This is a genomic window from Mesorhizobium sp. M0587, assembly GCF_040320945.1.
Taxonomy (GTDB): domain Bacteria; phylum Pseudomonadota; class Alphaproteobacteria; order Rhizobiales; family Rhizobiaceae; genus Mesorhizobium.
The window spans coordinates 1-24,835 of the sequence record NZ_JAMYQP010000017.1 but is presented as its reverse complement, the minus strand read 5'-3'; the positions used below and the strand labels follow the sequence as shown (position 1 = coordinate 24,835).

Genomic DNA, 24,835 nt, shown 5'->3' with positions numbered 1-24,835 from the left:
AGAGCCGGGCAGCGGATCGGTTTACTTCGACTTCTGGAGTTCCGCCGCAAGGGCTTCCAACAGCCCGCGGGTTCCTTCCTCACGTCCCTGCGCGGAATCGACGCCGTCGAAAAAGGCGCCCTGCTCGGTATAGGTCAGCCTTGTGCCACCACCCGAGGGTGTCAGTTGAACCGTAGTCAGCGATGCCGACATCGGTTGCGATCCGATTGCCATCCTGTAGGAAAACACGATGCGCTGGTCCGCAACGATGTCCTGGAACTGAGCATCAAGCCTGACCTCTGGGCCACCGCCATAGCTGAAGCGCGACACCTCGCCGCCGCCAACGCGAAAATCGAAGCTGAATTCGGCGATGGCAAAGCCATCACCTTCGATCCTCCAGCGCCGGACCGTCGCCTTGTCGGCGAAGGCATGGAAAACGCGGGCCGGCGACTGCGGGTAGATCCGCTCGATGTTGAAGGTGGAGTGGATGACGGAATGCTCGTCTTTGACAGGGGCGATCTGGTTCATTGCTGTTCGTCCTTTTCCTGATTTTTCGGGGGCGATTGGTCTGTCTCCGCCAGGATCTGGCCGAGACGGTCGAGGTGACGTTCCGCCGGTATGCGGCGCTCTGCAATCCAGTCGGCGAGCGGGCCGAGCCCGCCCGGCTCGATCCGGCAGGTGCGTACCCGCCCGGTCTTTTCGCTGCGGATAAGCCCACAGGCCTCCAGCGCCTGGAGATGCTGCAGCACGGCCGCGAACGTCATGCCGAACGGCTCCGCCAGCTGGCTGACCGTGGCCGGTCCGCGGCTCAACCGTTCCAGGATCTGGCGACGGGTCGGCTCGACTAGCGCACGGAGAATGCCATCAATCTCGGAATAGTTAAGCATGGGCTTGAGTATTGTCTCGATAAGAAGAATTGTCAAGTTAGCACTAAAGTATTTCGAACAGTCGTCGTCCCCCACTCCGTCGAGCTTCGCTCGACACCTCTCCCCCGATCGACGGGGGAGAGGAAGGGCATGCGTTCGCCAAACCAGACTCCCTTCCTCTCCCTCCGGAGGGGGGAGAGGTGGCGCTGCGAAGCAGCGACGGAGTGGGGGAAGGCGTCCGACCAAATCGAACCTGGCGTTGAATATTCCTCAACTTCAGCTTCGCAGCTGGAGCGCCGATCAGTCCTGGTGCAGGATGAATTCCAGATAGAGATTGCGCTGCAGGATCGAGTGGTTGTCGTCGGAGATCAACGACACCATCAGCGCGCCGTCGTCGCGGGTCCAGACGTCGAGCCCTTCCATATTGTCGATCTGGTAGCCCATGTCGGCCTCCAGCAGCACCGGCCCGTCGGCGATGGCGCCTTTCTCGACGCCTTCGCCATGGATGCGCCGCAGCCGCATCTTGACGCCGCGAGCCATCGAAAAGCTGCGCTCCAGCAAGAGTAGGTCGCCATCCGGCAGGAAGGCGCCGTCGGTGATGTCGAAGTCGCCGTTGCGCTTGACGGTGAACACGCCCTTGTGCGGGCCTTCGATAATGGCGGCATAGATGTTGCCGGCCTTGTCGAGGCTCTTTTCCGAAACCACCACCAGCCCGCCCTGATGCTGGCCTCTGGCATTGGCATGGGTAACGGTTTCGAAGCCGCGATTCTGGCGCAGTTCCCTGGCCGGAATGAGGAAATCCAGCTGCCGGAACGGCGCCTTCATGTCACTCGGGTCGACCTTGAACTGGGCGATGCGGTGGCTGCGCTCGAAGCCGACAGTGGCGATGCCATCCTTGACGGCGAGACCTTCGGCATCGACTTCCCATTTCTCGTCGATCGGCTGGCCGGTCTCGTCGACCATCTGCTGCATACTGAAGTTCTGAATACCGGACGGCCGCCTGTCGGCGTCGCGGACCACCGTGCCGAAAAACCAGAAGCCAGTATCGGCGACACCAATGAAATCGCTGCCCGCCCTTATAAAGCGGAAGGCCGACAGCGCGCCGAAATCGCGCCTCGGCGAGGTCATTTCCAGCCCGCCGACGAACTCGAGTGGGCCGAACTGCTTGTCGGCGCGGCCGATCTGGAACTGCGTGATCGGGCGGGCCGAGATTTCGACTGGTTCGACCGAGGTCGAGCCTGCCAGCGCCGAAGCCATGCTGGAAGCCAGGGTGATGGCTGCGAAGAGCGTCTGCCGAAAGCCGCCCGCAGAAAAGATCATCCGGCGCGCCGCATGCCGCCACGGCGCGTATCGCGCGCGCTTTCCTCGGCGAAAAGCGAGGCCAATTGCTCGGTCATGGCGCCGGCCAGTTCCTCGGCATCGACGATCGTGACGGCGCGCCTGTAATAGCGCGTGACGTCATGGCCGATGCCGATGGCCAGCAGTTCCACCGGCGAGCGCGTCTCGATCAGTTCGATGACGGCGCGCAGATGGCGCTCGAGATAATTGCCCGGATTGACCGACAGGGTCGAATCGTCGACCGGGGCGCCGTCGGAGATCATCATCAGGATCTTGCGCTGTTCCGGCCGCGCGATCAGCCGGTTATGCGCCCACAACAGCGCCTCGCCGTCGATGTTTTCCTTGAGCAGGCCTTCGCGCATCATCAGGCCGAGATTGCGCCGTGCCCGCCGCCATGGGTGGTCGGCGGATTTGTAGATGATGTGGCGCAAATCATTGAGCCGGCCGGGATTCGGCGGCTTGCCGTCCTTCAGCCATTTCTCGCGCGCCTGCCCGCCCTTCCAGGCCCTGGTGGTGAAGCCGAGAATCTCGACCGAGACGCCGCAACGCTCCAGCGTGCGCGCCAATATGTCGGCGCAGGTGGCGGCGACCGTAATCGGCCGGCCGCGCATCGAACCCGAATTGTCGAGCACCAACGTCACCACCGTGTCGCGGAACTTGGTGTCGCGTTCCTGTTTGAAGGAAAGCGGCTGCATCGGGTCGATGACGACGCGCACCAGACGCGCCGGGTCGAGATAGCCCTCTTCCAGGTCGAAATCCCAGGATCGGTTCTGCTGCGCCATCAGTCGGCGCTGCAGCCGGTTGGCAAGCCGCCCGACGACGCCGGACAGATTGGCAAGCTGCTTGTCGAGGAAGGCGCGCAGCCGATCCAGCTCTTCCTCTTCGCAAAGCTCCTCCGCACCGACTGTCTCGTCGAAAGCGGTGGTAAAAACCTTGTAATCGATTTCCTTCGGCAGATTGGTGAAGGGATTGTCGTTGCGGCGCGCCTCGCCGGGCGTCTCGGCATCCGCGTCGTCTTCGTCGGACAGGTCGTCGGCGGTGGCGTCGGAAGCTTCCGTCTCGGCCGACTGCTCGTCGTCGGCCGACGCCTCGGCGTCCTCGGACTGCGACTGCTCGGAGCCGGAATCGTCGTCGCCGCCCTCCTCGCTCTGCTCCTCGCCCTGCGGCTGGTTGTCGTCATTGTCCTCGGAATCTTCCGTCTCCTGGTCGTCGCCGAGTTCCTCGGCCATTTCCATGGAGGCGAGCATTTCGCGCACGACGCGGGCGAAGGCCTGCTGGTCGCCGAGCTTGGCCGACAGGCCGTCGAGATCGGCATGGGCCTTTTCCTCGACCCAGGGGCGCCAGAGCTCGACAAGCCGCTCGCCGCTCTTGGGAATCGGCTGGCCGGTCAGCTTCTCGCGCACCATCAGGGCGAGCGCTTCCTCGATCGGCGCGTCGGCCTTGTCCTTGACGTCGACGAGATTGGCCTTGGCGTATTTGTCCTCCAGCATCGAGCCGATATTGTCGGCGACGCCCTGCATGGCGCGGCTGCCGATCGCTTCGACGCGGGCCTGCTCGACCGCGTCGTAGATGGCGCGGGCCGCCTTGCCTTCCGGCGCCAGCTTGGTGTGGATGCGGACATCGTGGCAGGCGCGCTTGAGCGCCATGGAATCGCCGAGTCCACGGGTGATCGCGATGTCGGTCTTCGAAGCTTTCTTCGGCAGTTCGGGCAGGCGCGCCCGGCTGCCGGCAAGTGCCGGCCGGTCCTTGGCGAAGCCGACTTCCATTTCCTTGTCACCGGCAATGGCGCGCATGCAGACGGTGACGGCGCGCTTGAAGCTGTCGGCTTCAGACCCCGTCTTCGACTTGTTGCGCGTATTGTCGCCCGGACCTGCCATGGAGGCCCTGCTTAGCCCAGCACCACGTTGGCGGCGCTTTCGGGCAAATCTTCGCCAAAGGCGCGCTGGTAGAACTCGGCGACCACCGAGCGTTCCAACTCGTCGCACTTGTTGAGGAAGGTCAGCCGGAACGCCATGCCGATATTGCCGAAGATCTCGGCATTCTCGGCCCAGGTGATGACGGTACGCGGGCTCATCACGGTCGACAGATCGCCATTGATGAAGGCCGAACGGGTCATGTCGGCGACGCGCACCATCTTGTTGACGATGTCTTTGCCCTTGGCATCGCGATAGTGCTTGGCCTTGGCCAGCACGATGTTCACTTCGTTGTCATGGGGCAGGTAATTCAGCGTAGTGACGATCGACCAGCGATCCATCTGCGCCTGGTTGATCTGCTGCGTGCCGTGATAGAGGCCGGTGGTGTCGCCAAGGCCAACCGTGTTGGCGGTCGAGAACAGCCGGAACGCCGGATGCGGGCGGATGACCCGGCTCTGGTCGAGCAGCGTCAGCCGGCCCGACGATTCCAGCACGCGCTGGATGACGAACATCACGTCCGGACGGCCCGCGTCGTATTCGTCGAAGCACAGCGCGACATTGTGCTGGTAGGCCCATGGCAGGATACCGTCGCGGAATTCGGTGATCTGCAACCCTTCCTTGACGACGATCGCGTCCTTGCCCACGAGATCGATACGGCTGACATGGCTGTCGAGGTTGACGCGCACGCAAGGCCAGTTGAGGCGGGCGGCGACCTGTTCGATATGAGTCGACTTGCCGGTGCCGTGATAGCCAGACACCATGACGCGGCGGTTGTAGGCGAAGCCGGCGAGGATCGCCATGGTCGTCGCCTTGTCGAACAGATAGTCCGGATCGATGTCGGGCACATGCTCTGATGTCACCGAATAGGCCGGCACCACCATCTTGGACTCGAAACCGAATTTTTCCTTTACCGACACCGTCGTATCGGGCAGGTTGGCGATGTCGCGATCGACCTTGTTCATATCTCTCAACGTCTCCACGAGCGAAACATGCCGTTTCGCCGGCAATCGATTTTGTCCGGGGGCGGTCTTAAAGCCTTTTCCAACCTTATGAAAGTTGGAAAACGACACGAACCGTGTGGTCGCTCAGCACAGGCCCGCCTGTTTGAGCACGCGATAGGCTTGCAGCACATCGCGGAACCGGTCTTCCGAACCTCTGTCGCCACCATTCGCATCCGGATGATGGCGCTTCACCAGCTCCTTATAGCGCGCCTTAATCTCCTTGCCAGTCGCCTTTGTATCAAGGCCAAGCGTTTCCAGTGCCTTGGCCTCAAGCGGCTTGGCCTTGCGCTCGCGCGCCTCGCGCGGATCCTTCGGCCCCTTGAACAGATCGAACGGGTCTCGCATGCGATTGTAATAACCGGCACGGCCGGAACGCATCTGCGCCATGTCGGGCGACGAACGCGTCGAGGCACCGTTGACGCCCATCTTCCAAGTCGGCCGGTGGCCGGTCATGGCTTCCTTCTGGAAGCGCGCGACCTCGGTGTCCGGCACGCCGGAGAAATAGTTGAAGCCCTTGTTGTACTCGCGCACATGGTCGAAGCAGAAGCGGAAATATTCGCCCTCCTTCATGCGCCCGACCGGCGCGCGATGAGTGCCCGCCTCCTTGCAGCCATCCCACTGACAGATCGGCGAGTGCGACTTCAGCTCCGCGTCCTTGTCGGGGCGGACGCGAATCTTCTCGAAATATTTTGGGTACGGCTTCATCTAACCCATTTATGGGGCGTTCGCAGATGCGAAACAAGAATTGACATTTTCGCGATGATCGCCCTAACCGCTGAATCGCGGCATAAAGCGGGCGAATGGCGGATTTTGTTGTGTGGCAGCGGCCCCCAAGGCTGGTGCGCCAGCAATATGTGATGCCGGCAATAGATGGTGAAGGGAGACGGCGATGTCCATACAGGCGATCATCGAAGACAAGCTCAACAAGGCATTTTCGCCGGACCGGCTGGTCGTCATCAACGAGAGCCATCTCCACGCGGGCCATCACCATCACGGTTCCGACCATCACGGCGCCTTTGACGGCAGCGGCGAGACGCATTTTCGCGTCCGCGTCGTCGCTTCGGCTTTTGCCGGCATGAGCCGCGTCGAGCGCCATCGCGCCGTCAACGAATTGCTCGCCGACGAACTGAAGGCTGGCGTGCACGCCCTGGCGATCGAGCCGGCCGCTCCCGGCGAGAATACCCGCTGGTAGGCCCGCCCTTCGCGGCCATCGGATCACCGCTTCGATGAGGAGTGGCCCGCGCTGCGACAGCGTGCCGCTCGCAGGTGTCGGCGCGAGCCGCCAGTTCGTCGGAAGGTTCGGCGATCAGCCGACAGTCGACTTCAGGAACGCCAGCACGGCGTCTGTCAGCGCGTCGCCATCCTCGCCGAAATCGCGATTGATCGACATGTGCGTGTAGGCGCTGCCGTCGAACAGCACGACTTCGGTGCCGGTGGCGCGCAGGCGCTCGGCAAAGGCCTTCGAGTCCGCGCCTCGCCCCGGCGCCCGCGAATAGGCGATGAAGGTCGGCGGATGTTTGCGGCCGTCGACATAGCTGGCCGGCGAAAGTGCCGCCCATTGCGAGCGATCGGGAAAAGCCCGGGCATAGGCGCGGACCATGTCGCCATTTTTGGCAAGGGCCGCAAGATCATAGGCTCTGGTGTCGTCGAGGATGAGCGCCGCGACACGCGGCAACCCGCCGCGCATGCCGGTCAAGGCAATCAGATGGCAGCCTGCCGAATGGCCCATGCCGACGATGCGGTTGGGGTCGCCACCATGTTGGGTGATGTTGGCGCGCACATAGGCATAGGCCTTTTCCACGTCCCCGGCCTGGGTGGCGACGTCGGCTTCGGGCAGCATGCGATAGTCGATGGAGACGAAACAGAAGCCGTTGGCGAGCAGGAAGGCAGGCTTGGCGTCCACCTGGCTGCGTTTGCCGAGCCGCCACGCACCGCCATGCACGAAGAAGACCACCGGCAGTCCGCCCGCGCCTTCGGGCGCATAGATGTCGAGCTTGGCAGGCCCGTAATCGAAGCTCCGGGGAACCGGTTGCCGGCCCCGAAGCGCTGCGGTTCCCGAAGGCAACAGCGCCGTCATCGACGCCAAGAGCAGGGTTCGCCTGCCGATCATCTTTCTCTCCTGACCGCCCCGGGGCAAAAGTGCACGCAGAGCATAGCGAGCGTCCACTCAAGGGTTGGAAACAAGGCAGGAACTTGGCCAATTCGTCGAAATACGCGGGGCTGACAACCGGTCGCCCATGAGGAATGTGGAACATTTCTCTGATCTGGCAGTTGATTGTCCGCACCGTTCCACAGAGGTCCCAAGGCTTTGCGGAACGAACCGATTGTCAGATCGAGCAGCCATTGGCCTCGGCCGGCGCTCCCCGAATGGTTGACCACAATGAAGATGATATCTCGAGTTCCAGCCGAGCATCCCGGCAGGTGCGCAGGCGGTTTGCAGCCTCGCAGACCTTTGGCACGCAGGCTCCATCGAGCTCTGTTGCCGGCGATCGCAGTGGCCGTGTTCCTTTCGGATCCAGTTGCTGCGCACCAGTCTCCGAAGGGTTGGCAATACGACAGCTCTTGCTGCTCGGGAATGGACTGCTATCAGGCGCCCACATCGGATGTGAAAGAAACAAAATACGGCTACCAGCTCTCGACCGGCGAACTCATTCCCTACAGCGATAGCCGGATCAAACGGTCTCGTGACGAGTTCTTTCACGAATGCAAGCCCGGCGGCGATGCGAATTCGCAGCATTCATTCTGCCTCTACGTTCCCGACCACGGCATGTAGGTGCAGAAATGAGTCAACGCGCCCTTCAAAATCTGCTCGCCATCACCAAGTGAATCCTTGGGCGAGCATCCGGCCGCCTGTCTGACAACCTCAACGCCGATTGTGGATCCTCTCCTTCATGTGAAGGGAACCACAATGCTTTCCGGCAGTTGATTACACGATGAGCCGACTGGCAGCCAGAACGGCTCGGAGGACGAGAGTACCATGCCAGAGAACCAGTCCGACGTCTTCAATCTATTTTCAGAGATCTACACGAGCGCCGCGCAGGAGGAGATCAGTCTTCAGCAATATCTCCTTTCCTGCCGTGAGGACAAATCGATGTATGCCTCGGCGCCAGAACGAATGGTCGAGGCGATCGGCGAGCCGAACCTTGTCGACACCAGCAAGGATGAGCGCCTCGGCCGCATTTTCTCCAACCGGACCGTCAAGGTGTACCCCTCCTTTGCCGATTTCTATGGCATGGAGGATACGATCGAGCGCATCGCGGGCTATTTTCGCTACGCTTCCCAGGGGCTCGAGGAGCGCAAGCAGATCCTCTATCTCCTCGGCCCGGTCGGCGGCGGCAAATCCTCCCTTGCCGAACGGCTGAAGAAATTGATGGAGCAGCGTCCGATCTACACGCTGAAGGTCGGCAATCAGATCAGCCCGGTTTTCGAATCGCCGCTCGGACTTTTCCATCCCGATCGCATGGGCGACCTGCTGGAGGACAGATACGGCATAGCCCGACGCCGGCTGAACGGGCTTATCTCGCCATGGGCGGCCAAGCGCCTGGACGAACTATCCGGCGACATTTCCAAGTTCAGCGTGGTGAAGCTGATGCCTTCGCGACTTCGCCAGATAGCTATCGCCAAGACCGAGCCCGGCGATGAGAACAACCAGGACGTCTCGGCCCTGGTCGGCAAGGTCGATATCAGGCAGCTGGAAAATTTCAGCCAGTCCGACCCGGATGCCTATTCCTATAGCGGTGGACTGAACCGGACCACCCAGGGCCTGCTCGAATTCGTCGAAATGTTCAAGGCGCCCATCAAGGTCCTGCATCCGCTGCTGACCGCGACCCAGGAAGGCAGCTACAACGGCACCGAAAATTTCGGCGCCTTTCCCTATCAGGGAATCATAGTGGCCCATTCCAACGAATCGGAATGGCAGCAGTTCAAGAACAACAAGAACAACGAAGCCTTCCTCGACCGGATCCTCGTGGTCAAGGTGCCGTACTGCCTGCGGATTACCGAAGAGAGGCAGATCTACGGAAAGCTGCTGCGGGAGAGTGAATTGGCCAACAGCCCCTGCGCCCCCGAGGTGCTGGATATTCTCAGCCGGTTCACCGTATCGACCCGCCTGGCCGAGCACGACAATTCGCCGCTCTACACCAAGATGCGCGCCTATGACGGCGAGAACCTGAAGGATGTCGATCCCAGAGCAAGGTCCGTTCAGGAATATCGCGATGCCGCCGGCGTCGACGAGGGCATGTCCGGCGTCAGCACGCGCTTTGCCTTCAAGATCCTGTCGCAGACCTTCAACTATGACACCGAAGAGGTGGCTGCCGACCCCGTCCACCTGATGTACATCCTGGAGGAAGCAATCAAGCGCGAACAGTTTCCGAAGGAGACGGAAGCCGCCTACCTGGAGTTCATCAAGTCCGAACTTGCGGCGCGGTATGCCGAGTTCATCGGCCATGAGATCCAGAAGGCCTACCTGGAATCGTACAGCGAATACGGCCAGAATCTTTTCGACCGCTACATCGCATATGCCGATGCCTGGATCGAGGACCAGGACTACAAGGATCCCGACACCGGCCAGATCCTCAACCGCGAGGTTTTGGACAACGAACTGTCGCAGGTCGAAAAACCGGCGGGCATCGCCAATCCCAAGGACTTCCGCAACGAGGTGGTGAAGTTCACGCTTCGCGCCCGCGCCAGGAATCACGGCCGCAACCCGTCATGGACGAGCTATGAAAAGCTGCGCGAAGTGATCGAGAAGCGGATGTTCGGACAGGTCGAGGACCTCCTGCCGGTGATCAGCTTCGGTTCCAAGCAGGACAGCGTCACCGAAAAACGTCACAACGAATTCGTGCAGCGGATGATCGAGCGCGGCTACACCGAGCGGCAGGTGCATCGTCTCGTGGACTGGTACATGCGGGTGAACAAGGCGGGTTGAGAGAACCCGGATGGTCCCATGCCGATCTTCATCGACCGTCGCCTGAATCCAAAGGACAAGAGCCTCGGCAATCGCCAGCGCTTCCTCAGGCGTGCGCGCGAAGAACTGAAGCGGAGCATACGCGATCAGATCCGCACCGGCAGGATCGCCGATGCGGATGCCGAGCACGCCGTGCCGATGCCCGAAAGAAGAACGGCCGAGCCGAGTTTCAACAATGCCAGGAACAGCGGCAGGCGCCAGTACATCCTGCCGGGCAACAAGCATTTCTCCCCGGGTGACCTGATCCCCAAACCCGGCCAGGGCGGCGGCGCGGGGGCCTCCTCGCCGGGAAACACGGCATCCGAGGACGACTTTCGTTTCGTGCTGTCGCGCGAAGAGGTGCTCGATCTTTTTTTCGAGGATCTCGAACTCCCGGACATGGTCAAGCTCAATCTCAAGGAGATACTGGCCTTCAAGCCACGCCGGGCCGGCTTCGCCGCCACTGGTTCACCGACCAACATCAACGTTGGGCGCACGATGCGCAACAGCCATGGCCGACGCATTGCGCTGAGGCGCCCCAAGCAGGAGGAGTTGGACGCAATCCTCAGGGAAATCGTCGCGCTTGAGTCGGCGCCGTCCAGTGCGGCGACACGCCAGCGCATCGCGGCGTTGCGCGAGGAGCTTCACCGGCTGGAGCGGCGGCGCAAGCGAATTGCCTATGTCGACCCGGTCGACATCCGATTCAACCGCTTCGACCCCCAGCCGGTGCCGAACGCCAACGCGGTGATGTTCTGTCTCATGGATGTGTCCGGTTCCATGGGCGAGCGCGAAAAGGATCTGGCCAAGCGCTTCTTCGTTCTGCTGCACCTGTTCTTGAAACGGCGCTATGAGCGCATCGAAATCGTCTTTATCCGCCACACCCACGAGGCACAGGAGGTCGACGAGGAGACATTCTTCTACTGCACGCAAAGCGGCGGTACCGTCGTTTCCACCGCGCTCGAGGAGATGCATCGCATCATCAGGCAGCGATATCCGCCCAGCGAGTGGAATATCTATGCCGCCCAGGCTTCCGACGGAGACAATTTCGTCACCGATTCCGAGCGCTGCATAGCCCTGCTCGACGATCAGCTGATGCGGCTGTGCCAGTATTTCGCCTATGTCGAGATCATCGACAAGCGCGAAGCGCACATTTTCGGCACGACCGAAAACGGAACGTCGCTATGGCGCGCCTATAGCGCAATCGACCAGAAATGGCCGAACTTCCAGATGAGCCGCATCGCCACACCCGCCGATATCTACCCGGTCTTTCGCCAGCTCTTCGGCAGGCAGCCGGCTCTCCTCAAGAGCGCGTGAGGGGTGCCGATGGCCAGACATGCCGGTCTGCTTTTTTCCGGGTCCGACTGGGATTTCAAGAAATTGTCGCGAGCCCATGAGGCGATCGAGGCGATCGCGGTCGAAGAGCTTTATCTCGACACCTATCCCGTGCAGATGGAGATCATCTCCTCCCAGCAGATGCTCGACGCATACTCGTCGGTCGGCATGCCACTGATGTACCGTCACTGGTCCTTCGGCAAACATTTCCTCCACCAGGACCTGCTGTATCGCAAAGGCGGGCGGGGACTTGCCTATGAGCTGGTCATCAATTCCAATCCCTGCATCGTCTATCTGATGGAGGAAAACACCATGGCCCTGCAGGCCTTGGTGACAGCCCATGCCGCGCTTGGGCACAATCATTTCTTCAAGAACAATCACCTGTTCAAGCAATGGACGGACGCGGGGGCGATTCTCAGCTACCTGGAGTTTGCCAAGGGCTACATTGCCCGTTGCGAGGAGCGGCACGGCCTCGCCGCCGTCGAGGCTGTTCTCGATTCCGCGCACGCGCTGATGGAGCAAGGCGTGTTCCGCTATCGTCGCCCGCCGAAGCTGTCGTCCGAGCGCCAGCGCGAAGGCCTTCGCGAGCGTCTCGAATATGAAGAGCGCTCCTACAATGATTTGTGGCGCACGCTGCCGCCTTCGCGGCAACGAACCAACGACAAGGACGAAGATCCGGAGTGGAAGAAATCGCTAAATCTGCCCGAGGAGAACCTGCTCTATTTCCTGGAAAAGAACAGCCTGGTTCTTGAGCCCTGGCAGCGCGAGGTCATCAGGATCGTTCGTGTCATAGCTCAATATTTCTATCCGCAACGGCAAACGCAGGTGATGAACGAAGGCTGCGCCACTTTCGTGCACTACACGCTGATGAACATGCTGTTCGACCGCGGCCTGATCAGCGAAGGCGCCATGTTCGAAATCCTGCGCAACCATTCCAACGTGATCTTCCAGCCGGCGTTCGACGATCCGCGCTTTTCCGGCATCAACCCCTACGCTCTCGGCCTCGACATGATGCAGGACATCCAGCGCATCTCGACCGATCCGACGGCCGAGGACCGGGACTGGTTTCCCGAGATCGCCGGCCACGGCAACTGGCTCGAGGTCCTGCTCGACGCTTGGGCGGACCATCGCGACGAGTCCTTTATCCGCCAGTATCTCAGTCCGGCCTTGATCCGGAAATGGCGGCTTTTCGCGGTCGGCGACGCGGCCGACCAGCCGCATTGCGAGGTCGCTTCGATCCACAACGAGCGCGGCTACGAAAAGATACGCACCGCGCTCGCCGACAGTTACGACGTCGGCGCCAACCGGCCGGACATCCAGGTGGTCGATGTCGATCTGCTCGGCGACAGGCATTTGCGGCTGCAGCACAAGGTGAATGACGGCATCCTTCTCGAGGATGCCGGCCGCGATGCAACGCTTCGTCACATCCGCAGGCTTTGGGGCTATGAGGTCAGCCTGGCGTCCGTCGATGCGCAGACCGGCGCGACGATCCACGAACGCTCGACCAGCCAGATCCCGGAATGACGCAGCGCGGCCCGGAGCGATTCTGGGCCGAAAGCCGTTTCACAGTTTCCTGGATCAGGCATCGCCGGCAGGCCTGATCCTCAACCTTGCGATCCGGTTCTTGTCGCGCTTCATCACGGTAAAGCGCTTGCCGTGGAAGGTGAAGGCCTGCTTCTCGTCGGGGATCGACTGCGTCTCGTGAATGACGAGACCGGCGATGGTGGTTGCCTCCTCGTCCGGCAGGTTCCAGTCCAGCGCCCGGTTCAGGTCACGGATCGGCACCGTGCCGTCGACGACGACAGAGCCGTCTGCCTCCTGCTTGACACCCTGAATGTCGATATCGTGCTCGTCGGCGATTTCGCCGACGATTTCCTCGATGATGTCCTCAAGCGTCACCAGCCCTTCGACCTCGCCATATTCGTCGACGACGACGGCGAAATGCGCCTTGCGGCGCAGGAAGGCATTGAGCTGTTCCTGCAAGGTCGTGGTGTCCGGCACGAACCAGGGTCTCGAAGCGATCTTCATGACGTCGATCCTGGAGAAATCATTGCCGACTTCGTTCAACGCGCGCAGCAGGTCCTTGGCGTGCAGCACGCCGACAATGTTGTCGAGCGAGCCCTTCCACAGCGGCATGCGCGTGTGCGGGCTCTGCAGGATTTCGCGCACCACTGCTTCAGGCGCGTTGTCGGCATTGACCGAGCGCATGTTTGTGCGGTGGACCATGACGTCGGAGACTTCGAGCTCTTCAAGGTCGAACAGGCCGCCGACACGGTCGCGATCCTCGCGCACCACCTGGCCGTCGCGGCGGAAATCATCGACCGCGCCACGCAATTCGTCCTGGCTCGAGCGCTGCGGCTCGATGCGCGTCAGCTCATAGCCGAAAGCGGCAAGCAGGCGCGTGCGCAGGGCGACGGCCAGCAGGACGAGGACGGCAAGAGCAGCGGCGACGATCCAGCCCGGCTCGTTCATCCCGGACGGCCTTGTTGCCGGCCCGGACGGCCTTTTTCCCGGCCCGGATGGCTTCCTCGCTGATCCGGATGGCTCTCCCCGAGGAACGACAACACTTCCGACGCCGGCACGTCCTTGGCGATGAAGGCCTGGCCGATGCCGCGCGTCAGGATGAAGGTCAGCGCACCGCGCGACACCTTCTTGTCCTGGGTGATGAATGAAAGCAGCGCCTCCGCATCGGGCAATTCGCCCGGAATGTCGGCCATGCGCCAGGGCAGACCGACGGCGCGCAGATGCGCCTCGACGCGCGCCGCGTCGTCGGGGCTCGCCAGGTTGAGCCGAGACGAGAACCGATGCGCCAGCGCCATGCCGATGGCGACCCCCTCGCCATGGACGAGACGGGTTCCGTCATACTGGGTGGCGGCTTCCAGCGCATGGCCGAACGTGTGGCCGAGATTGAGCAGCGCACGGTCGCCGGTCTCGAATTCATCGCGGGCGACCACGTCGGCCTTGGCGCGGCAAGCCTCGGCGATCGCCTCGGCCCTCTCCGGTCCACCGGCGAACACCTTGGCCCAGTTCGCTTCCAGCCAGGCGAAGAATTCCGGCCGGTCGATCAGCCCGTATTTGGCGAGTTCGGCGTAACCGGCGCGGAATTCGCGGATCGGCAGCGTGTCGAGCACTCCGGTGTCGGCCAGCACAAGCCTCGGCTGATGGAAGACGCCGACAAGGTTCTTGCCACGCGCGCTGTTGATGCCGGTCTTGCCGCCGACGGAGGAATCGACCTGCGCCAGCAGCGAGGTCGGGATCTGCACGAAATTCATGCCGCGCCGCACGATGCCGGCGGCAAAGCCGGCGAGATCGCCGATGACGCCGCCGCCGAAGGCGACGACGACGTCGCCGCGCTCCAGCCTGGCGGCGAGTATGCCGTCCACCACCTCTTCGAGACGGGAAAAGCTCTTGGTCTTCTCGCCGGGCGGCAGCGTGATCACGGCTGGCTGGATGCCGCCCTTTTCGAGACCGGCCTTCAGCGCATCGAGATGCGACGCGGCGACATTGTCGTCGGTGATGACGGCTGCGCGCGTGCCAGGGAGGCGACGCGAAATCTCGGCACCCGCGCGGGATAACAATCCTGAACCGATCAGTATGTCGTAGGCCCGCTCGCCAAGCCCGACTTCGACTGTGACCGGCTGATTCCCGCTCACGATTCGACCTCGCCCGTCGCGGTAATCTCGTCGATGCCGAAATGCCGGCACAGCGCCTCCACCACCTCGGCCGCAATGACCTCCTTGCGGTCGTCGCGGGTCGGCACGGTGACATCCGCGGTCGCGTAGACCGGATAGCGCTCGCTCATCAGTCGCTCCAGCACAGCCTTGGGTTCGGCGCTTTTCAACAGCGGTCGGTTCTGCTTCTTCGAAACGCGCTCCATCAGAAGGTCGAGTTCGGCCTTGAGCCAGACCGACACGCCATGCGCGGCGATGGCCTCGCGCGTCTGCGGGTTCATGAAGGCGCCGCCGCCGGTGGACAGCACCTGTGGGCCATTCTCCAGGACACGCAGGATGACGCGCTGCTCGAGCGCCCTGAACTCGGTCTCGCCATAGCGCTCGAACAGCTCCGGGACGGTCATGCGCGAGACGCTTTCGATTTCCTGATCGCTGTCTATGAAGGGCAGCGCCAGCATTGTCGACACCTTGCGGCCGATCGCCGTCTTGCCGGCGCCCATAAGCCCGACAAAGACGATGGAACGGCTGCCCAGCCGGCCAAGCAGCGCGGCGTGGATCTCGCCTGGAGGATTTGCAGGGTGCGCGTTCATCAGATCATGACGTTTCTGGGCCCTCTTTGCCGGCGTATCGACATGAAAAGCCCGTTTGCGTCAAGCGTGGCGAGCGGTCCGAGGCTGATATCGGGCTGAGGCCGCCTGCATCAGAAGCTGCTGACAGGCCTCAGCTTCTTGCTTGAATTGGCCGGATTGGCGTCCCATAAGGGCACAGGGTTTGGAAACGCAGAACACCAAGACGGGCGAAAATTGATGCCGACACTGTTTCGCTTTGTCGTGACGCTCGCGATTCTGGCCGGCATTGCCTATGGTACGATGTTCGCGCTGGTAATGTTCGTCGAGCCGAAAAAGGCGGAAATGAGCGTGCGCATCCCCCCGGAAAAGCTGAACCCAAAGAAGAACTGACTCCAAGGCAGAAACCGACCCCGACGGAAATGAACAGCGCCGCCCGCATCGAAGCCTTCCTGGAAATGATGAGCGCTGAACGGGGAGCTGCCGTGAACACGCTTTCCTCCTATCGCCGCGACCTCGAAGACGCGTCGAACGAGATCGATGGCGGGCTCGCCGGCGCGGCCGCCGCCTCTATCCGTGCCTACCTCGACGAAATCGCCGCGCGCGGCTTCGCTCCGACATCTCAGGCACGCAAACTATCGGCCATCCGTCAGTTCTTCAAATTCCTCTACGCCGAGGGGCTGCGCGGCGATGACCCGACCGGCACGCTGGACAGCCCGAAAAAGGGCCGCCCGCTGCCCAAGACCATGAGCGAGGCGGACACCGGCCGGCTCATCGACCGCGCTGCACAAGAGGCTGGCGACCCTGCCCACGGTGACAGGCTGGCGGCATTGCGCCTGCATGCGCTGGTCGAGGTGCTCTACGCGACGGGTCTGCGCGTCTCCGAACTGGTCGGCCTGCCGGTGACGGTAGCACAGCGTGACGACCGCTTCTTCATGGTGCGCGGCAAGGGCGACAAGGAGCGCATGGTACCGCTGTCGGGCAAGGCGCGCGTGGCAATGCGCAGCTGGCTTGCCGCACGCGCCACGGTCCCGGCCTTCGCCGGCAGCCCGTTCCTGTTTCCGGCCGCGTCCGACAGCGGCTATCTCTCGCGCCAGGTCTTTGCGCGCGACCTCAAGGGGCTGGCGGCGCGGGCCGGCATCGCCTCGGCGAAGATATCGCCGCATGTGCTGCGCCATGCTTTCGCCAGCCATCTCCTGCAGAACGGCGCCGACCTCAGGGCCGTGCAGCAATTGCTCGGTCATGCCGATATATCGACGACACAGATTTACACCCATGTGCTGGAGGAGCGGCTCGTGCGGCTGGTCAACGATCATCATCCGCTTGCCGACTAGGCCTCATATCGCTATGTGAGGACGACATTTCACCGCCCGGAGCCTTGGATTCAACGGTTCCGCAGTCATTGCCTTCCGACGCATCGGTCCGCCCACGCATGTACAATTACCTCGATTTCGAAAAGCCGGTGCAGGATCTCGAGCTCAAGATCCTTGAGCTCAAGAAGCTTGCCGAGAATGGCGAGGCGGTCGATGTCGCCGACGAGATCAGCAGGCTGGAGAAGCGCTCGCGCGATGCGCTGCGCGATCTCTACAAGGCCCTCACTCCATGGCAGAAGGTGCAAGTGGCGCGCCACTCCGACAGGCCGCACTGCGTCGACTACATCAAGGGACTGTTCAGCGACTTCACGCCGCTCGCCGGCGACCGCAATTTCGGCGAGGACCAGGCCATCGTCGGCGGCTTCGCCCGTTTCCGCGGCGAGCCGGTGGCGATCATCGGCCAGGAGAAGGGCTCGGACACGACCAGCCGCCTGAAGCACAATTTCGGTTCGGTTCGCCCCGAAGGTTATCGCAAGGCGGTGCGGCTGATGGAGCTTGCCGATCGTTTCAAGATTCCGCTCTTGACCCTGGTCGACACGGCCGGCGCCTATCCCGGCGTCGGCGCCGAGGAGCGCGGCCAGGCCGAAGCCATCGCCCGCTCGACCTCGGCCTGCCTGTCGCTCCAGGTCCCGTCGATTTCGGTGGTCATCGGCGAAGGCGGTTCGGGCGGCGCCATCGCGATCGCCACCGCCAACCGCGTCTACATGCTTGAACACTCTATCTATTCGGTGATTTCGCCGGAGGGCGCCGCCTCGATCCTATGGCGCGACACGACGCGATCGAAGGACGCGGCGACCAACATGAAGATCACCGCGCAGGATCTTCTGGAACTGAAGATCATCGATGCAATCATCCCCGAGCCGATCGGCGGCGCCCAGCGTGCGCCCGAAACGGTGATTGCCGCGACCGGCGACCTCATCGCCAAGACGATGAAGGACTTTGCCGGCGCCAACGTCGATTTCCGCGAACAACGCCGCGAGAAATACCTGGCGATGGGCCGCAGTCTCTGATCTCGCTGACGGCTGGATAAGGCAATCGGAAAGCCCTGCCCGCGACAATGTGGCGGCTATGAGCAATTTCGCCACAAAAATGCCGCCGGATTCGGTTCAATGAAATTGCCGAAGGGTTGGGAAATTGCCGCGACGGGCTGGCCGAGGCTTGCGGTAAGGAATTTTCAAGGTTAACGGGCTTAGGGTCCGTAGGTGTTCAGCATGCGGGCTCGGCATTTCGAAGCCATTGGCCCGAGAAAAAAGACATAGCCGTATCCATGTTTGCCAAGCTTGCCCGCACCGGAATCCTGATCGCCTCGATAGTCGTCGCCGGCTGCAACGATTCGTCGATGAAGGACTTTGCCCCGGAGGCCAACAAGCCGCTGCCGGACAAGATCCTGGCCGACATGAGGGCCAAGGGCATGGTCCGCACCTCGTCGGTGATGGCGCGCATCTTCAAGGAAGAGGGCAAGCTCGAAATCTGGAAGGCCAAGACCAACGGCCGCTATGACATGGTGGCGAGCTACGATATCTGCAAATGGTCGGGCAAGCTCGGGCCGAAATACACCGAAGGCGACCGCCAGGCACCGGAAGGCTTCTACACGGTGCGCCCGGCGCAGATGAATCCACGCTCGAACTATCATCTGTCCTTCAACATCGGCTATCCCAACGCGTATGACCGCGCCAACGGCCGCACCGGCTCCAACCTGATGGTTCACGGTGCCTGTTCGTCGTCGGGCTGCTATTCGATGACCGACGCACAGATCGAGCAGATCTATGCCTTCGGCCGCGACGCCTTCCAGGGCGGCCAGACCGAATTCCAGATCCAGGCCTTTCCGTTCCGCATGACCGCCGCCAATATGGCGCGCTACCGCAACGACCCGAATTACGAATTCTGGAAGATGCTGAAGGTCGGCTACGACAATTTCGAGATCACCAAGGTGCCGCCGAAGGTCGATGTCTGCGAGAAGCGCTATGTCTTCAACCAGGTCGCTCCCGAAGGAACGAGTTTCAACCCGACTGGCGCCTGCCCTGCAACGACGCAGCCGGATTCGCTGAAGAGCGCCTACGGCTCTTACATGAGCACCTACGACGCGGCGTTCAACGGCGCGGTCAAGGCCAGCGTGCCCCCGCCCAAGCCTACCATCGCCGGCATCAAGGAAGCCAGCATCGTCTCCGACTGGTCCAAGCGCCGTGCGCGCGGCGAGCGCGTGCCGATCGACCCGCCGTCGCTCAATACAGACGGCTCGGTTTCCGAGACGGCGCGCATGGGCCGCATAGATTCGCCGGCCGGCCGCAAGATGGCGGCACTTGATGCCGAAAAGGCCGCCAAGCAGAAGGCCGAGGAACAGAGGCTGGCTGCCATAGAGGCTGCCAAGCAAGCCAAGGAAGCAGCCAAGGCGCAGGCGCTGGCCGAAAAGGAAGCGGCCAGGGCCGCCAAGGAGGCACCTGTCGCCACCGCCACCATCGCCGCTCCGACGGAAGCGGCGCCCGTGCCTGAAACGCAGGCTGCAAGCGCCGACGAGAGCCGGGTCACCAAGCTGAAGAACAAGCTGCTCGGCATGTTCGGCGGCTGAGGTTTTTCGCCTTGGCCAAGCGTGCGAGCGTCTATGATCTGAAAGGGCTCAACTGCCCCTTACCCGTGCTCAAGGCGAAAAAGCGCCTTGCCGGAATGCAGCCAGGCAGCCGGCTCTGGCTCGAGACCACCGACCCGCTGGCCGTCATCGACATTCCGGCCTTCTGCTCGGATGCCGGCCATCAATTGGTCGAAACCGCAGCGGTTTCGGGCGGCCATCGTTTTCTGGTCGAGCGCGGCGAGACCGCCTGATTCGGGAACGCCTATCGCCCGGCAATCGCCAGTGGGTTGTTTTCCAGCGCCGCGCGGTCGGGCGTGTCGATCGACGGCCGGTTGGTGAAGGCGGCGAACAGCCGGCGCACATAGTCCTCTGGCATATCGAGCGTGATCAGCACCAGGCGCGTGCCGCGCTGGCCGTCGGGCCAGGCCGGCAATCGTACCGGCGGATGCAGGGTCTTCTGAACGCCATGCACCACCAGCGGCCGCGACGGGTCCTCCTGCAATTCGATGACGCCCTTCATGCGCAGCAGGCGCTCGCCATGCGTCGAACGCAGAAGGTCGAGAAACATCTCGATCGCTGAAAACGGTACCGCTCCATCATGAACGAGCGAATAGGAGCGCACGCGCTGGTCGTGCCGATGGCCATGACCATGCTCATGCTCATGCTCATGGTCACGGCCATGATCGTGGTGATGGTCGTGCTCGGCCTCCTCGCCTAGCCAGCGCCGCACGTCGGCGGATTTGGTGGCGGGATTGTAGAGGCCGCAGTCGAACAGCGCCGCCGTCCCGGTATCGGCGACTTCGCGCAGCTCGGCGCCCGGATTGATCTGCCGCAGCCGCGCCGACAGCGTTTCGAGGTCACTGGGATCGGTGACCAGGTCGGCCTTGCTCAGCACGATGCGGTCGGCGACGGCGACCTGCTTGACCGCTTCGACATGGGCATCGAGCGTGGCACTGCCGTTGACCGCATCGACCAGCGTGATGACGCCGTCGAGCCGGAAGGCCTGGACCAGCGCCGGATGCGCCATGATCGATTGCAGCACGGGCGCGGGGTCGGCAAGGCCCGTGGTCTCGACGATGACGCGGGCAAGGCGTGCGATGCGGCCGGTCTGCAGGCGGTCGACAAGGTCGGCCAGCGTGTCGACCAGTTCGCCGCGCACCGTGCAGCACAGGCAGCCGTCGGAAAGCTGGATGATGCCGTCGGACGCCTGCTCGACCAGCAGGTGATCGATCGCCACCTCGCCATATTCGTTGATGATGACCGCCGTGTCGGCCAGCGCCGGATCCTTCAGGAGCCGGTTGAGCAAAGTCGTCTTGCCGGCGCCGAGAAAGCCGGTCAGCACCGATACGGGAATGGGAAAGCCGCTCATCGGGCTAGTTCGCCGCCTTGGCCGGCTGGTCGCCCTGCACGGCGGAACCGGCAATCACGGGGCCTGCTCCGGCCGGCGCCTGCCGGTCGGGCCGCCAGGTCGGGATCGGCACGTCGGCGTATTCCTGGCCGCCCTGGTCGAGCATCGCCTTGGGCGCCGGACCCGTGGCGCCGCCGAGTCCGACAGCCACAAGCGTCGGCACATGGTCGAGTTTTCCCTGATAGGGCGATTTCGGTTTGTCCTTGGCGGCGGCCGCAGGCGCCTCGGACTGCTCTTCCGGCGCCTTCTTCTTGCAGATCTCGTCATGCATGTCGTTGGGCGAGACAGTGTCGCCGTAGGGCGCCAGCGTGGCGACGGTGACCGCGCCGGCGGCGGGCGTATCAAAGCCCTGGTCGAGCAGTTTCGCCGCCATCTCGGCGCGCGTGATTGCCGATTTCTCGCCAAGCACCACCGCGACCAGGGTGCGTCCGTTGCGCGTCGCCGAGCCGATCATGTTGAACCCCGAGGAGCAGACGAACCCCGTCTTCATGCCGTCGGCCCCGGGATAGCGGCCGATCAACAGATTATAGTTCGAGATCGCCTTCTTGCCGACCGCGAGCCCCTCGATCGAGAACCACGACGTATATTGTGGAAACTCCCGGCGGATCGCCATCACCAGCACGGCAAGGTCGCGCGCGGTCGTGTACTGGTCCGGCGAATAGAGCCCGTTCGGATTGACGAAATGGGTGCCGTTCATGCCGAGTCGCGCCGCCTCGGCATTCATCCGCTCGGCGAAGGCCGCCTGCGAGCCGCCGACATTCTCGCCGACGGCCATGGCGATGTCGTTGGCCGATTTGACCAGCATCATCTTGAGCGCATTGTCGAGCCGCATGACCGAACCGGGCTTGAACCCCATCTTGCTCGGCGGCTCGCCCGCGGCGTGTTTCGTCACCTTGATCGGCGAATCGAGCTGGACCTCGCCGGCGGCGATCGCGCGGAAGGTCACATAAGCGGTCATCAGCTTGCTCAGCGACGCCGGATACCAGCGCTTGAACGCGTCCTGATGCTGCAGGATCTTGCCGCTGTTCAGGTCGAACAGAACCACCGGATTGGCCAGCGCCGGGCCGGCCAGGGACGACAGGACGATTGCGCCGGCCGAGAATAGTTTGAGGAAATGCCTGTGCCGCATGATCTATTCCGAAATCGCCTCTTGCCCTGATTGCCTCTGGCTCCGTAAGGTTTCGCTACGCGACCGCCAGCATGATGGGTCCGACCCTCAAAACCCGGACCGCATTGTTGCGGTGCTATTTACCCTATGTGACGTCAACATGGCAAAGTGCCCGGCAATCACAATTACACCAGGCTGAACCGGCTGCTCCAACAACGAAATGGAACCATCATGCCAATCCTGAACCGTGCCGCCGAAATGCAGGACGAGGTTGCCGGCTGGCGCCAGCATCTGCACCAGACGCCAGAGCTGAACTTCGACGTGTTCAAGACCGCCGCCTTCGTCACCGAGAAGCTGAAGGCCTTCGGTTGCGACGACGTGGTGACCGGCCTCGGCAAAACCGGCGTCGTCGGCATCATCCGCGGCCGCCAGGGCGAAGGCGCCACAATCGGCCTGCGCGCCGACATGGACGCGCTGCCGCTGAACGAGATTACCGGCAAGCCCTACGCCTCGACCGTTCCGGGCAAGATGCATGCCTGCGGTCATGACGGCCACACGGCGATGCTTTTGGGCGCCGCGAAATACCTCGCCGAAACACGCAATTTCGCCGGCTCGGTGGCGGTGATCTTTCAGCCTGCGGAGGAAGGCGGCGGCGGCGGCAACGAAATGGTCAAGGACGGCATGATGGAGCGCTTCGGCATCTCCAAGGTCTTCGGCATGCACAACATGCCGGGCCTGCCGGTCGGACAGTTCGCCATCCGGCCCGGCCCGATCATGGCGGCGACGGCCGAGTTCACCATCACCGTGAAAGGCAAGGGCGGCCATGCGGCGATGCCGCACGGCACGATCGACCCGATCGTCATCACCAGCCAGCTTGTTGGAGCCCTGCAGACGATCGCCTCGCGCAGCACCGATCCGGTCGAGGCCGTGGTGGTGTCGGTGACAAAGTTCCATGCCGGCGATGCCTATAACATCATTCCGGAAACGGCCGAGATCGCCGGCACGGTGCGCACCTTGCGCAAGGAAATCGCAAAAAAATCCGAAGAGCGCATCCGCTCGATCTGCGACGGGCTGGCGACTGCGTTTGGCGCCAGGATCGAGGTCGACTACCAGGCAAATTACCCCGTCACCTTCAACCACGCGGAAGAGACGGTGTTTGCCAGCGATATCGCGGCAAACGTCGCCGGCGACGCGCATGTGCATCGCGGCATCCAGCCGGTGATGGGCGGCGAGGATTTCTCCTATATGCTGGAAGCCCGCCCCGGCGCCTTCATCTTCATCGGCAATGGCGACACTGCCGGCCTGCACAATCCTGCGTATGATTTCAACGACGAGGCCATTCCGCACGGCATGAGCTATTGGGTGAAACTGGCGGAGACGGCGCTGGCGGCCTGACGCCTGCCGCTAGAAGACCGGGCGATTTGCATTCGCCCGGCCTCTTGGCGAAACGATCCGAAGCGGCTATGTGTCGGGCCGCGTGGTCCCGTAGCTCAGTAGGATAGAGCGGCAGATTCCTAATCTGTAGGTCACAGGTTCGATTCCTGTCGGGATCACCAATTAAATCAAATAGATGCGGGATCGCCGCCGTGCTTTTTTAATCGGTACGGCAAAGTTCGTACTGAGAGTCAGCAACCAACCCCAAGGACGCATTTGCAGAAGCATTTCACATTCGCGTCTTTCACTCACGAATCGCCAGACTACGAATCTGGGGGGCAGGAGTTCGAATCTTTTCGGGCGCACCATTTCATCGATTGAAATTGCTGCATTTTCGGCCACGCCAACGCCACCGCACCGGCTTGGATTCCAGAATTCAGCCGGTGTTGGAAGAACGGACATTCCTTCGAACCATATCGCAGCATGGCGATGGTGGCCCTCAGTTCTCCTCTTGGTCAGCACACTACCACGATCAGATTCGCACGAACTGGCTGGCTACCAGGTACAGGCTTGAGGCAGCGGGTGTTGATGTTGTCGGCTTCCCGACGCAAAACCTAGACTAAATCCGGCCGCGCAGGCTGCACACCTACGGGAACTGCGACACAGTCTCGTCCTGCCGACGTGCCCGCATTATGCAGCAATCTCTCCCGTGAGAAGCCTTGGGCCGCCAGCGTCGCCACCGAGCCTAAGTGAAGTGGCAAATCTTCGGTCTCTGGGATCAGTTGATCCTCTTAGCCTCCGGCTAGAACCTGCAGCCTGTCGAGCGCCGCTGCCAGACCTTTTAGCGAAACAGGAAGGGTCAAATCCTTCTGGTCGGCACTTTTGACCTTGATCTTCAGCACCGTGCCGGCACGCAGCTCGGCGACGGCCTGAGCATCGAAGTTGAGCGGGACGAGGCAACCCCCGGGCACACACGTCGAAAACCGCATTGGTTCTCCTGCTTGTCCATCATCGATCTGCAGGGTTGCACCCGAATCGAGCTGAAGTCCGAAAGGCAGGACCAGATTGCCGGAGACGACATCGCCCTCCCCCTTGCGCAATTCGACCGCCAGCACGCGCTGTCCATTCTGCTGCGATTGCTGCTGCGAGACCACGCAGACGATTTTGGGACTACCTTGACAGTTGAGATTCCAGTCCTGGTACGCCTCCTGCAGGGATGAAGCACCGCCCGGCAGCGTGCTTTCCTGGGCGGATGCGGGTGCGGTGAGCGATATGAAAGCCGCCGCTACATAGTCGACCGTGAACAATCCGGGCTCTAAGCGGCGACCGGCTTGGGCCGGAGTTGGAAGAGAGCGATCAAGAGGGACAAAAAACCCTTCAGCCACCTGAGCAGGA

24 protein-coding genes and 1 tRNA gene are annotated in these 24,835 nt (G+C 62.4%); 12 read left to right on the top strand and 13 right to left on the bottom strand.

Annotated features, from left to right (window positions below; all coding sequences use genetic code 11):
• Positions 1 to 21: 21 nt before the first annotated feature.
• From NKI49_RS17075 to NKI49_RS17050, 6 genes are all read right to left on the bottom strand, one after another.
• Complete coding sequence (locus NKI49_RS17075) at positions 22 to 507, bottom strand: SRPBCC family protein (protein ID WP_352604643.1); 486 nt, start codon at positions 505 to 507, stop codon at positions 22 to 24.
• On the bottom strand, positions 504 to 866 hold the full coding sequence (locus NKI49_RS17070; protein ID WP_352604762.1) for an ArsR/SmtB family transcription factor: 363 nt from the start codon (positions 864 to 866) through the stop codon (positions 504 to 506). The genes NKI49_RS17075 and NKI49_RS17070 overlap by 4 nt, the downstream gene beginning before the upstream one ends.
• Before the next feature lie 279 nt (positions 867 to 1,145).
• The gene (locus NKI49_RS17065; protein WP_352604641.1) at positions 1,146 to 2,165 is read right to left on the bottom strand and encodes an esterase-like activity of phytase family protein; all 1,020 of its coding nucleotides are present in this window, start codon (positions 2,163 to 2,165) and stop codon (positions 1,146 to 1,148) included.
• Complete coding sequence (gene cobT, locus NKI49_RS17060; RefSeq protein ID WP_352604639.1) at positions 2,162 to 4,060, bottom strand: cobaltochelatase subunit CobT; 1,899 nt, start codon at positions 4,058 to 4,060, stop codon at positions 2,162 to 2,164. The genes NKI49_RS17065 and cobT overlap by 4 nt, the downstream gene beginning before the upstream one ends.
• Before the next feature lie 11 nt (positions 4,061 to 4,071).
• Positions 4,072 to 5,058 (bottom strand): cobaltochelatase subunit CobS, encoded by a 987-nt coding sequence (gene cobS / locus NKI49_RS17055; protein WP_027023330.1) that lies wholly within the window; start codon positions 5,056 to 5,058, stop codon positions 4,072 to 4,074.
• Between the two features lie 123 nt (positions 5,059 to 5,181).
• Positions 5,182 to 5,802 carry a J domain-containing protein gene (locus NKI49_RS17050; protein WP_027023331.1) on the bottom strand — a complete coding sequence of 207 codons (621 nt, stop codon included), beginning with the start codon at positions 5,800 to 5,802 and terminating at the stop codon, positions 5,182 to 5,184.
• Between the two features lie 184 nt (positions 5,803 to 5,986).
• Between NKI49_RS17050 and NKI49_RS17045 the strand changes: the two genes are divergently transcribed.
• Positions 5,987 to 6,289, top strand: a complete 303-nt coding sequence (locus NKI49_RS17045; RefSeq protein ID WP_352604636.1) for a BolA family protein — start codon at positions 5,987 to 5,989, stop codon at positions 6,287 to 6,289.
• 114 nt (positions 6,290 to 6,403) lie between these two features.
• Here the strand turns inward: NKI49_RS17045 and NKI49_RS17040 are convergent, their stop codons facing one another.
• On the bottom strand, positions 6,404 to 7,207 hold the full coding sequence (locus NKI49_RS17040; RefSeq protein ID WP_352604634.1) for an alpha/beta hydrolase: 804 nt from the start codon (positions 7,205 to 7,207) through the stop codon (positions 6,404 to 6,406).
• Between the two features lie 369 nt (positions 7,208 to 7,576).
• Here NKI49_RS17040 and NKI49_RS17035 point away from each other — a divergent pair, with 369 nt between their 5' ends.
• The 4 genes from NKI49_RS17035 (at position 7,577) to NKI49_RS17020 (ending at position 12,898) form a co-directional block, all read left to right on the top strand.
• A complete protein-coding gene (locus tag NKI49_RS17035) occupies positions 7,577 to 7,870 on the top strand; it encodes a hypothetical protein (protein ID WP_352604632.1) in 294 nt (97 codons plus the stop codon).
• A gap of 204 nt (positions 7,871 to 8,074) precedes the next feature.
• The gene (locus tag NKI49_RS17030; RefSeq protein ID WP_352604630.1) at positions 8,075 to 10,024 is read left to right on the top strand and encodes a PrkA family serine protein kinase; all 1,950 of its coding nucleotides are present in this window, start codon (positions 8,075 to 8,077) and stop codon (positions 10,022 to 10,024) included.
• 18 nt (positions 10,025 to 10,042) lie between these two features.
• On the top strand, positions 10,043 to 11,356 hold the full coding sequence (locus NKI49_RS17025; protein WP_352604628.1) for a YeaH/YhbH family protein: 1,314 nt from the start codon (positions 10,043 to 10,045) through the stop codon (positions 11,354 to 11,356).
• Between the two features lie 9 nt (positions 11,357 to 11,365).
• Positions 11,366 to 12,898, top strand: a complete 1,533-nt coding sequence (locus NKI49_RS17020) for a SpoVR family protein (protein WP_352604626.1) — start codon at positions 11,366 to 11,368, stop codon at positions 12,896 to 12,898.
• A gap of 54 nt (positions 12,899 to 12,952) precedes the next feature.
• Here the strand turns inward: NKI49_RS17020 and NKI49_RS17015 are convergent, their stop codons facing one another.
• Genes NKI49_RS17015 through NKI49_RS17005 form a run of 3 tightly spaced genes read right to left on the bottom strand, consistent with a single transcriptional unit; the run spans position 12,953 to position 15,635 of the window.
• Positions 12,953 to 13,846: an HlyC/CorC family transporter gene (locus NKI49_RS17015; protein ID WP_352604624.1), complete on the bottom strand. Its 894-nt coding sequence runs from the start codon at positions 13,844 to 13,846 to the stop codon at positions 12,953 to 12,955.
• Positions 13,843 to 15,027 carry a 3-dehydroquinate synthase gene (gene aroB / locus NKI49_RS17010; protein ID WP_352695691.1) on the bottom strand — a complete coding sequence of 395 codons (1,185 nt, stop codon included), beginning with the start codon at positions 15,025 to 15,027 and terminating at the stop codon, positions 13,843 to 13,845. The genes NKI49_RS17015 and aroB overlap by 4 nt, the downstream gene beginning before the upstream one ends.
• Complete coding sequence (locus NKI49_RS17005; protein WP_352604620.1) at positions 15,024 to 15,635, bottom strand: shikimate kinase; 612 nt, start codon at positions 15,633 to 15,635, stop codon at positions 15,024 to 15,026. The genes aroB and NKI49_RS17005 overlap by 4 nt, the downstream gene beginning before the upstream one ends.
• A 216-nt stretch (positions 15,636 to 15,851) precedes the next feature.
• Between NKI49_RS17005 and NKI49_RS17000 the strand changes: the two genes are divergently transcribed.
• The 5 genes from NKI49_RS17000 to NKI49_RS16980 all read left to right on the top strand — a co-directional run bounded on the left by NKI49_RS17000 (position 15,852) and on the right by NKI49_RS16980 (position 19,801).
• On the top strand, positions 15,852 to 16,004 hold the full coding sequence (locus tag NKI49_RS17000) for a hypothetical protein (protein ID WP_015315495.1): 153 nt from the start codon (positions 15,852 to 15,854) through the stop codon (positions 16,002 to 16,004).
• A 29-nt stretch (positions 16,005 to 16,033) separates the two neighbouring features.
• Positions 16,034 to 16,945, top strand: a complete 912-nt coding sequence (locus NKI49_RS16995; RefSeq protein WP_352604618.1) for a site-specific tyrosine recombinase XerD — start codon at positions 16,034 to 16,036, stop codon at positions 16,943 to 16,945.
• A 98-nt stretch (positions 16,946 to 17,043) separates the two neighbouring features.
• Complete coding sequence (locus NKI49_RS16990; protein ID WP_352604616.1) at positions 17,044 to 17,994, top strand: acetyl-CoA carboxylase carboxyltransferase subunit alpha; 951 nt, start codon at positions 17,044 to 17,046, stop codon at positions 17,992 to 17,994.
• Positions 17,995 to 18,251: 257 nt separating this feature from the next.
• On the top strand, positions 18,252 to 19,550 hold the full coding sequence (locus NKI49_RS16985) for a L,D-transpeptidase family protein (RefSeq protein ID WP_352604614.1): 1,299 nt from the start codon (positions 18,252 to 18,254) through the stop codon (positions 19,548 to 19,550).
• 11 nt (positions 19,551 to 19,561) lie between these two features.
• The gene (locus tag NKI49_RS16980) at positions 19,562 to 19,801 is read left to right on the top strand and encodes a sulfurtransferase TusA family protein (RefSeq protein WP_352604612.1); all 240 of its coding nucleotides are present in this window, start codon (positions 19,562 to 19,564) and stop codon (positions 19,799 to 19,801) included.
• 11 nt (positions 19,802 to 19,812) lie between these two features.
• Here the strand turns inward: NKI49_RS16980 and NKI49_RS16975 are convergent, their stop codons facing one another.
• A complete protein-coding gene (locus NKI49_RS16975) occupies positions 19,813 to 20,919 on the bottom strand; it encodes a CobW family GTP-binding protein (protein ID WP_352604610.1) in 1,107 nt (368 codons plus the stop codon).
• A gap of 4 nt (positions 20,920 to 20,923) precedes the next feature.
• A complete protein-coding gene (locus NKI49_RS16970; RefSeq protein ID WP_352604608.1) occupies positions 20,924 to 22,087 on the bottom strand; it encodes a D-alanyl-D-alanine carboxypeptidase family protein in 1,164 nt (387 codons plus the stop codon).
• 210 nt (positions 22,088 to 22,297) lie between these two features.
• On the opposite strand from NKI49_RS16970, the gene NKI49_RS16965 reads away from it, so the two are divergent.
• Complete coding sequence (locus NKI49_RS16965) at positions 22,298 to 23,461, top strand: M20 aminoacylase family protein (RefSeq protein ID WP_352604606.1); 1,164 nt, start codon at positions 22,298 to 22,300, stop codon at positions 23,459 to 23,461.
• Between the two features lie 84 nt (positions 23,462 to 23,545).
• A tRNA-Arg gene (locus NKI49_RS16960) sits at positions 23,546 to 23,622 on the top strand.
• Positions 23,623 to 24,231: 609 nt separating this feature from the next.
• On the opposite strand, the gene NKI49_RS16955 is transcribed toward NKI49_RS16960, so the two are convergent.
• Positions 24,232 to 24,835: invasion associated locus B family protein (locus NKI49_RS16955; protein ID WP_352695689.1), on the bottom strand; the 604-nt coding region annotated here is incomplete at its 5' end.

Excerpts from the sequence above, each read along its gene's own strand:
- NKI49_RS17075 (WP_352604643.1), bottom strand. The coding sequence starts at position 507 with ATGAACCAGATCGCCCCTGTCAAAGACGAGCATTCCGTCATCCACTCC.
- NKI49_RS17070 (WP_352604762.1), bottom strand. The coding sequence starts at position 866 with ATGCTTAACTATTCCGAGATTGATGGCATTCTCCGTGCGCTAGTCGAG.
- NKI49_RS17065 (WP_352604641.1), bottom strand. The coding sequence starts at position 2,165 with ATGATCTTTTCTGCGGGCGGCTTTCGGCAGACGCTCTTCGCAGCCATC.
- cobT (WP_352604639.1), bottom strand. The coding sequence starts at position 4,060 with ATGGCAGGTCCGGGCGACAATACGCGCAACAAGTCGAAGACGGGGTCT.
- cobS (WP_027023330.1), bottom strand. The coding sequence starts at position 5,058 with ATGAACAAGGTCGATCGCGACATCGCCAACCTGCCCGATACGACGGTG.
- NKI49_RS17050 (WP_027023331.1), bottom strand. The coding sequence starts at position 5,802 with ATGAAGCCGTACCCAAAATATTTCGAGAAGATTCGCGTCCGCCCCGAC.
- NKI49_RS17045 (WP_352604636.1), top strand. The coding sequence starts at position 5,987 with ATGTCCATACAGGCGATCATCGAAGACAAGCTCAACAAGGCATTTTCG.
- NKI49_RS17040 (WP_352604634.1), bottom strand. The coding sequence starts at position 7,207 with ATGATCGGCAGGCGAACCCTGCTCTTGGCGTCGATGACGGCGCTGTTG.
- NKI49_RS17030 (WP_352604630.1), top strand. The coding sequence starts at position 8,075 with ATGCCAGAGAACCAGTCCGACGTCTTCAATCTATTTTCAGAGATCTAC.
- NKI49_RS17025 (WP_352604628.1), top strand. The coding sequence starts at position 10,043 with ATGCCGATCTTCATCGACCGTCGCCTGAATCCAAAGGACAAGAGCCTC.
- NKI49_RS17020 (WP_352604626.1), top strand. The coding sequence starts at position 11,366 with ATGGCCAGACATGCCGGTCTGCTTTTTTCCGGGTCCGACTGGGATTTC.
- NKI49_RS17015 (WP_352604624.1), bottom strand. The coding sequence starts at position 13,846 with ATGAACGAGCCGGGCTGGATCGTCGCCGCTGCTCTTGCCGTCCTCGTC.
- NKI49_RS17005 (WP_352604620.1), bottom strand. The coding sequence starts at position 15,635 with ATGAACGCGCACCCTGCAAATCCTCCAGGCGAGATCCACGCCGCGCTG.
- NKI49_RS17000 (WP_015315495.1), top strand. The coding sequence starts at position 15,852 with ATGCCGACACTGTTTCGCTTTGTCGTGACGCTCGCGATTCTGGCCGGC.
- NKI49_RS16995 (WP_352604618.1), top strand. The coding sequence starts at position 16,034 with ATGAACAGCGCCGCCCGCATCGAAGCCTTCCTGGAAATGATGAGCGCT.
- NKI49_RS16990 (WP_352604616.1), top strand. The coding sequence starts at position 17,044 with ATGTACAATTACCTCGATTTCGAAAAGCCGGTGCAGGATCTCGAGCTC.
- NKI49_RS16985 (WP_352604614.1), top strand. The coding sequence starts at position 18,252 with ATGTTTGCCAAGCTTGCCCGCACCGGAATCCTGATCGCCTCGATAGTC.
- NKI49_RS16975 (WP_352604610.1), bottom strand. The coding sequence starts at position 20,919 with ATGAGCGGCTTTCCCATTCCCGTATCGGTGCTGACCGGCTTTCTCGGC.
- NKI49_RS16970 (WP_352604608.1), bottom strand. The coding sequence starts at position 22,087 with ATGCGGCACAGGCATTTCCTCAAACTATTCTCGGCCGGCGCAATCGTC.
- NKI49_RS16965 (WP_352604606.1), top strand. The coding sequence starts at position 22,298 with ATGCCAATCCTGAACCGTGCCGCCGAAATGCAGGACGAGGTTGCCGGC.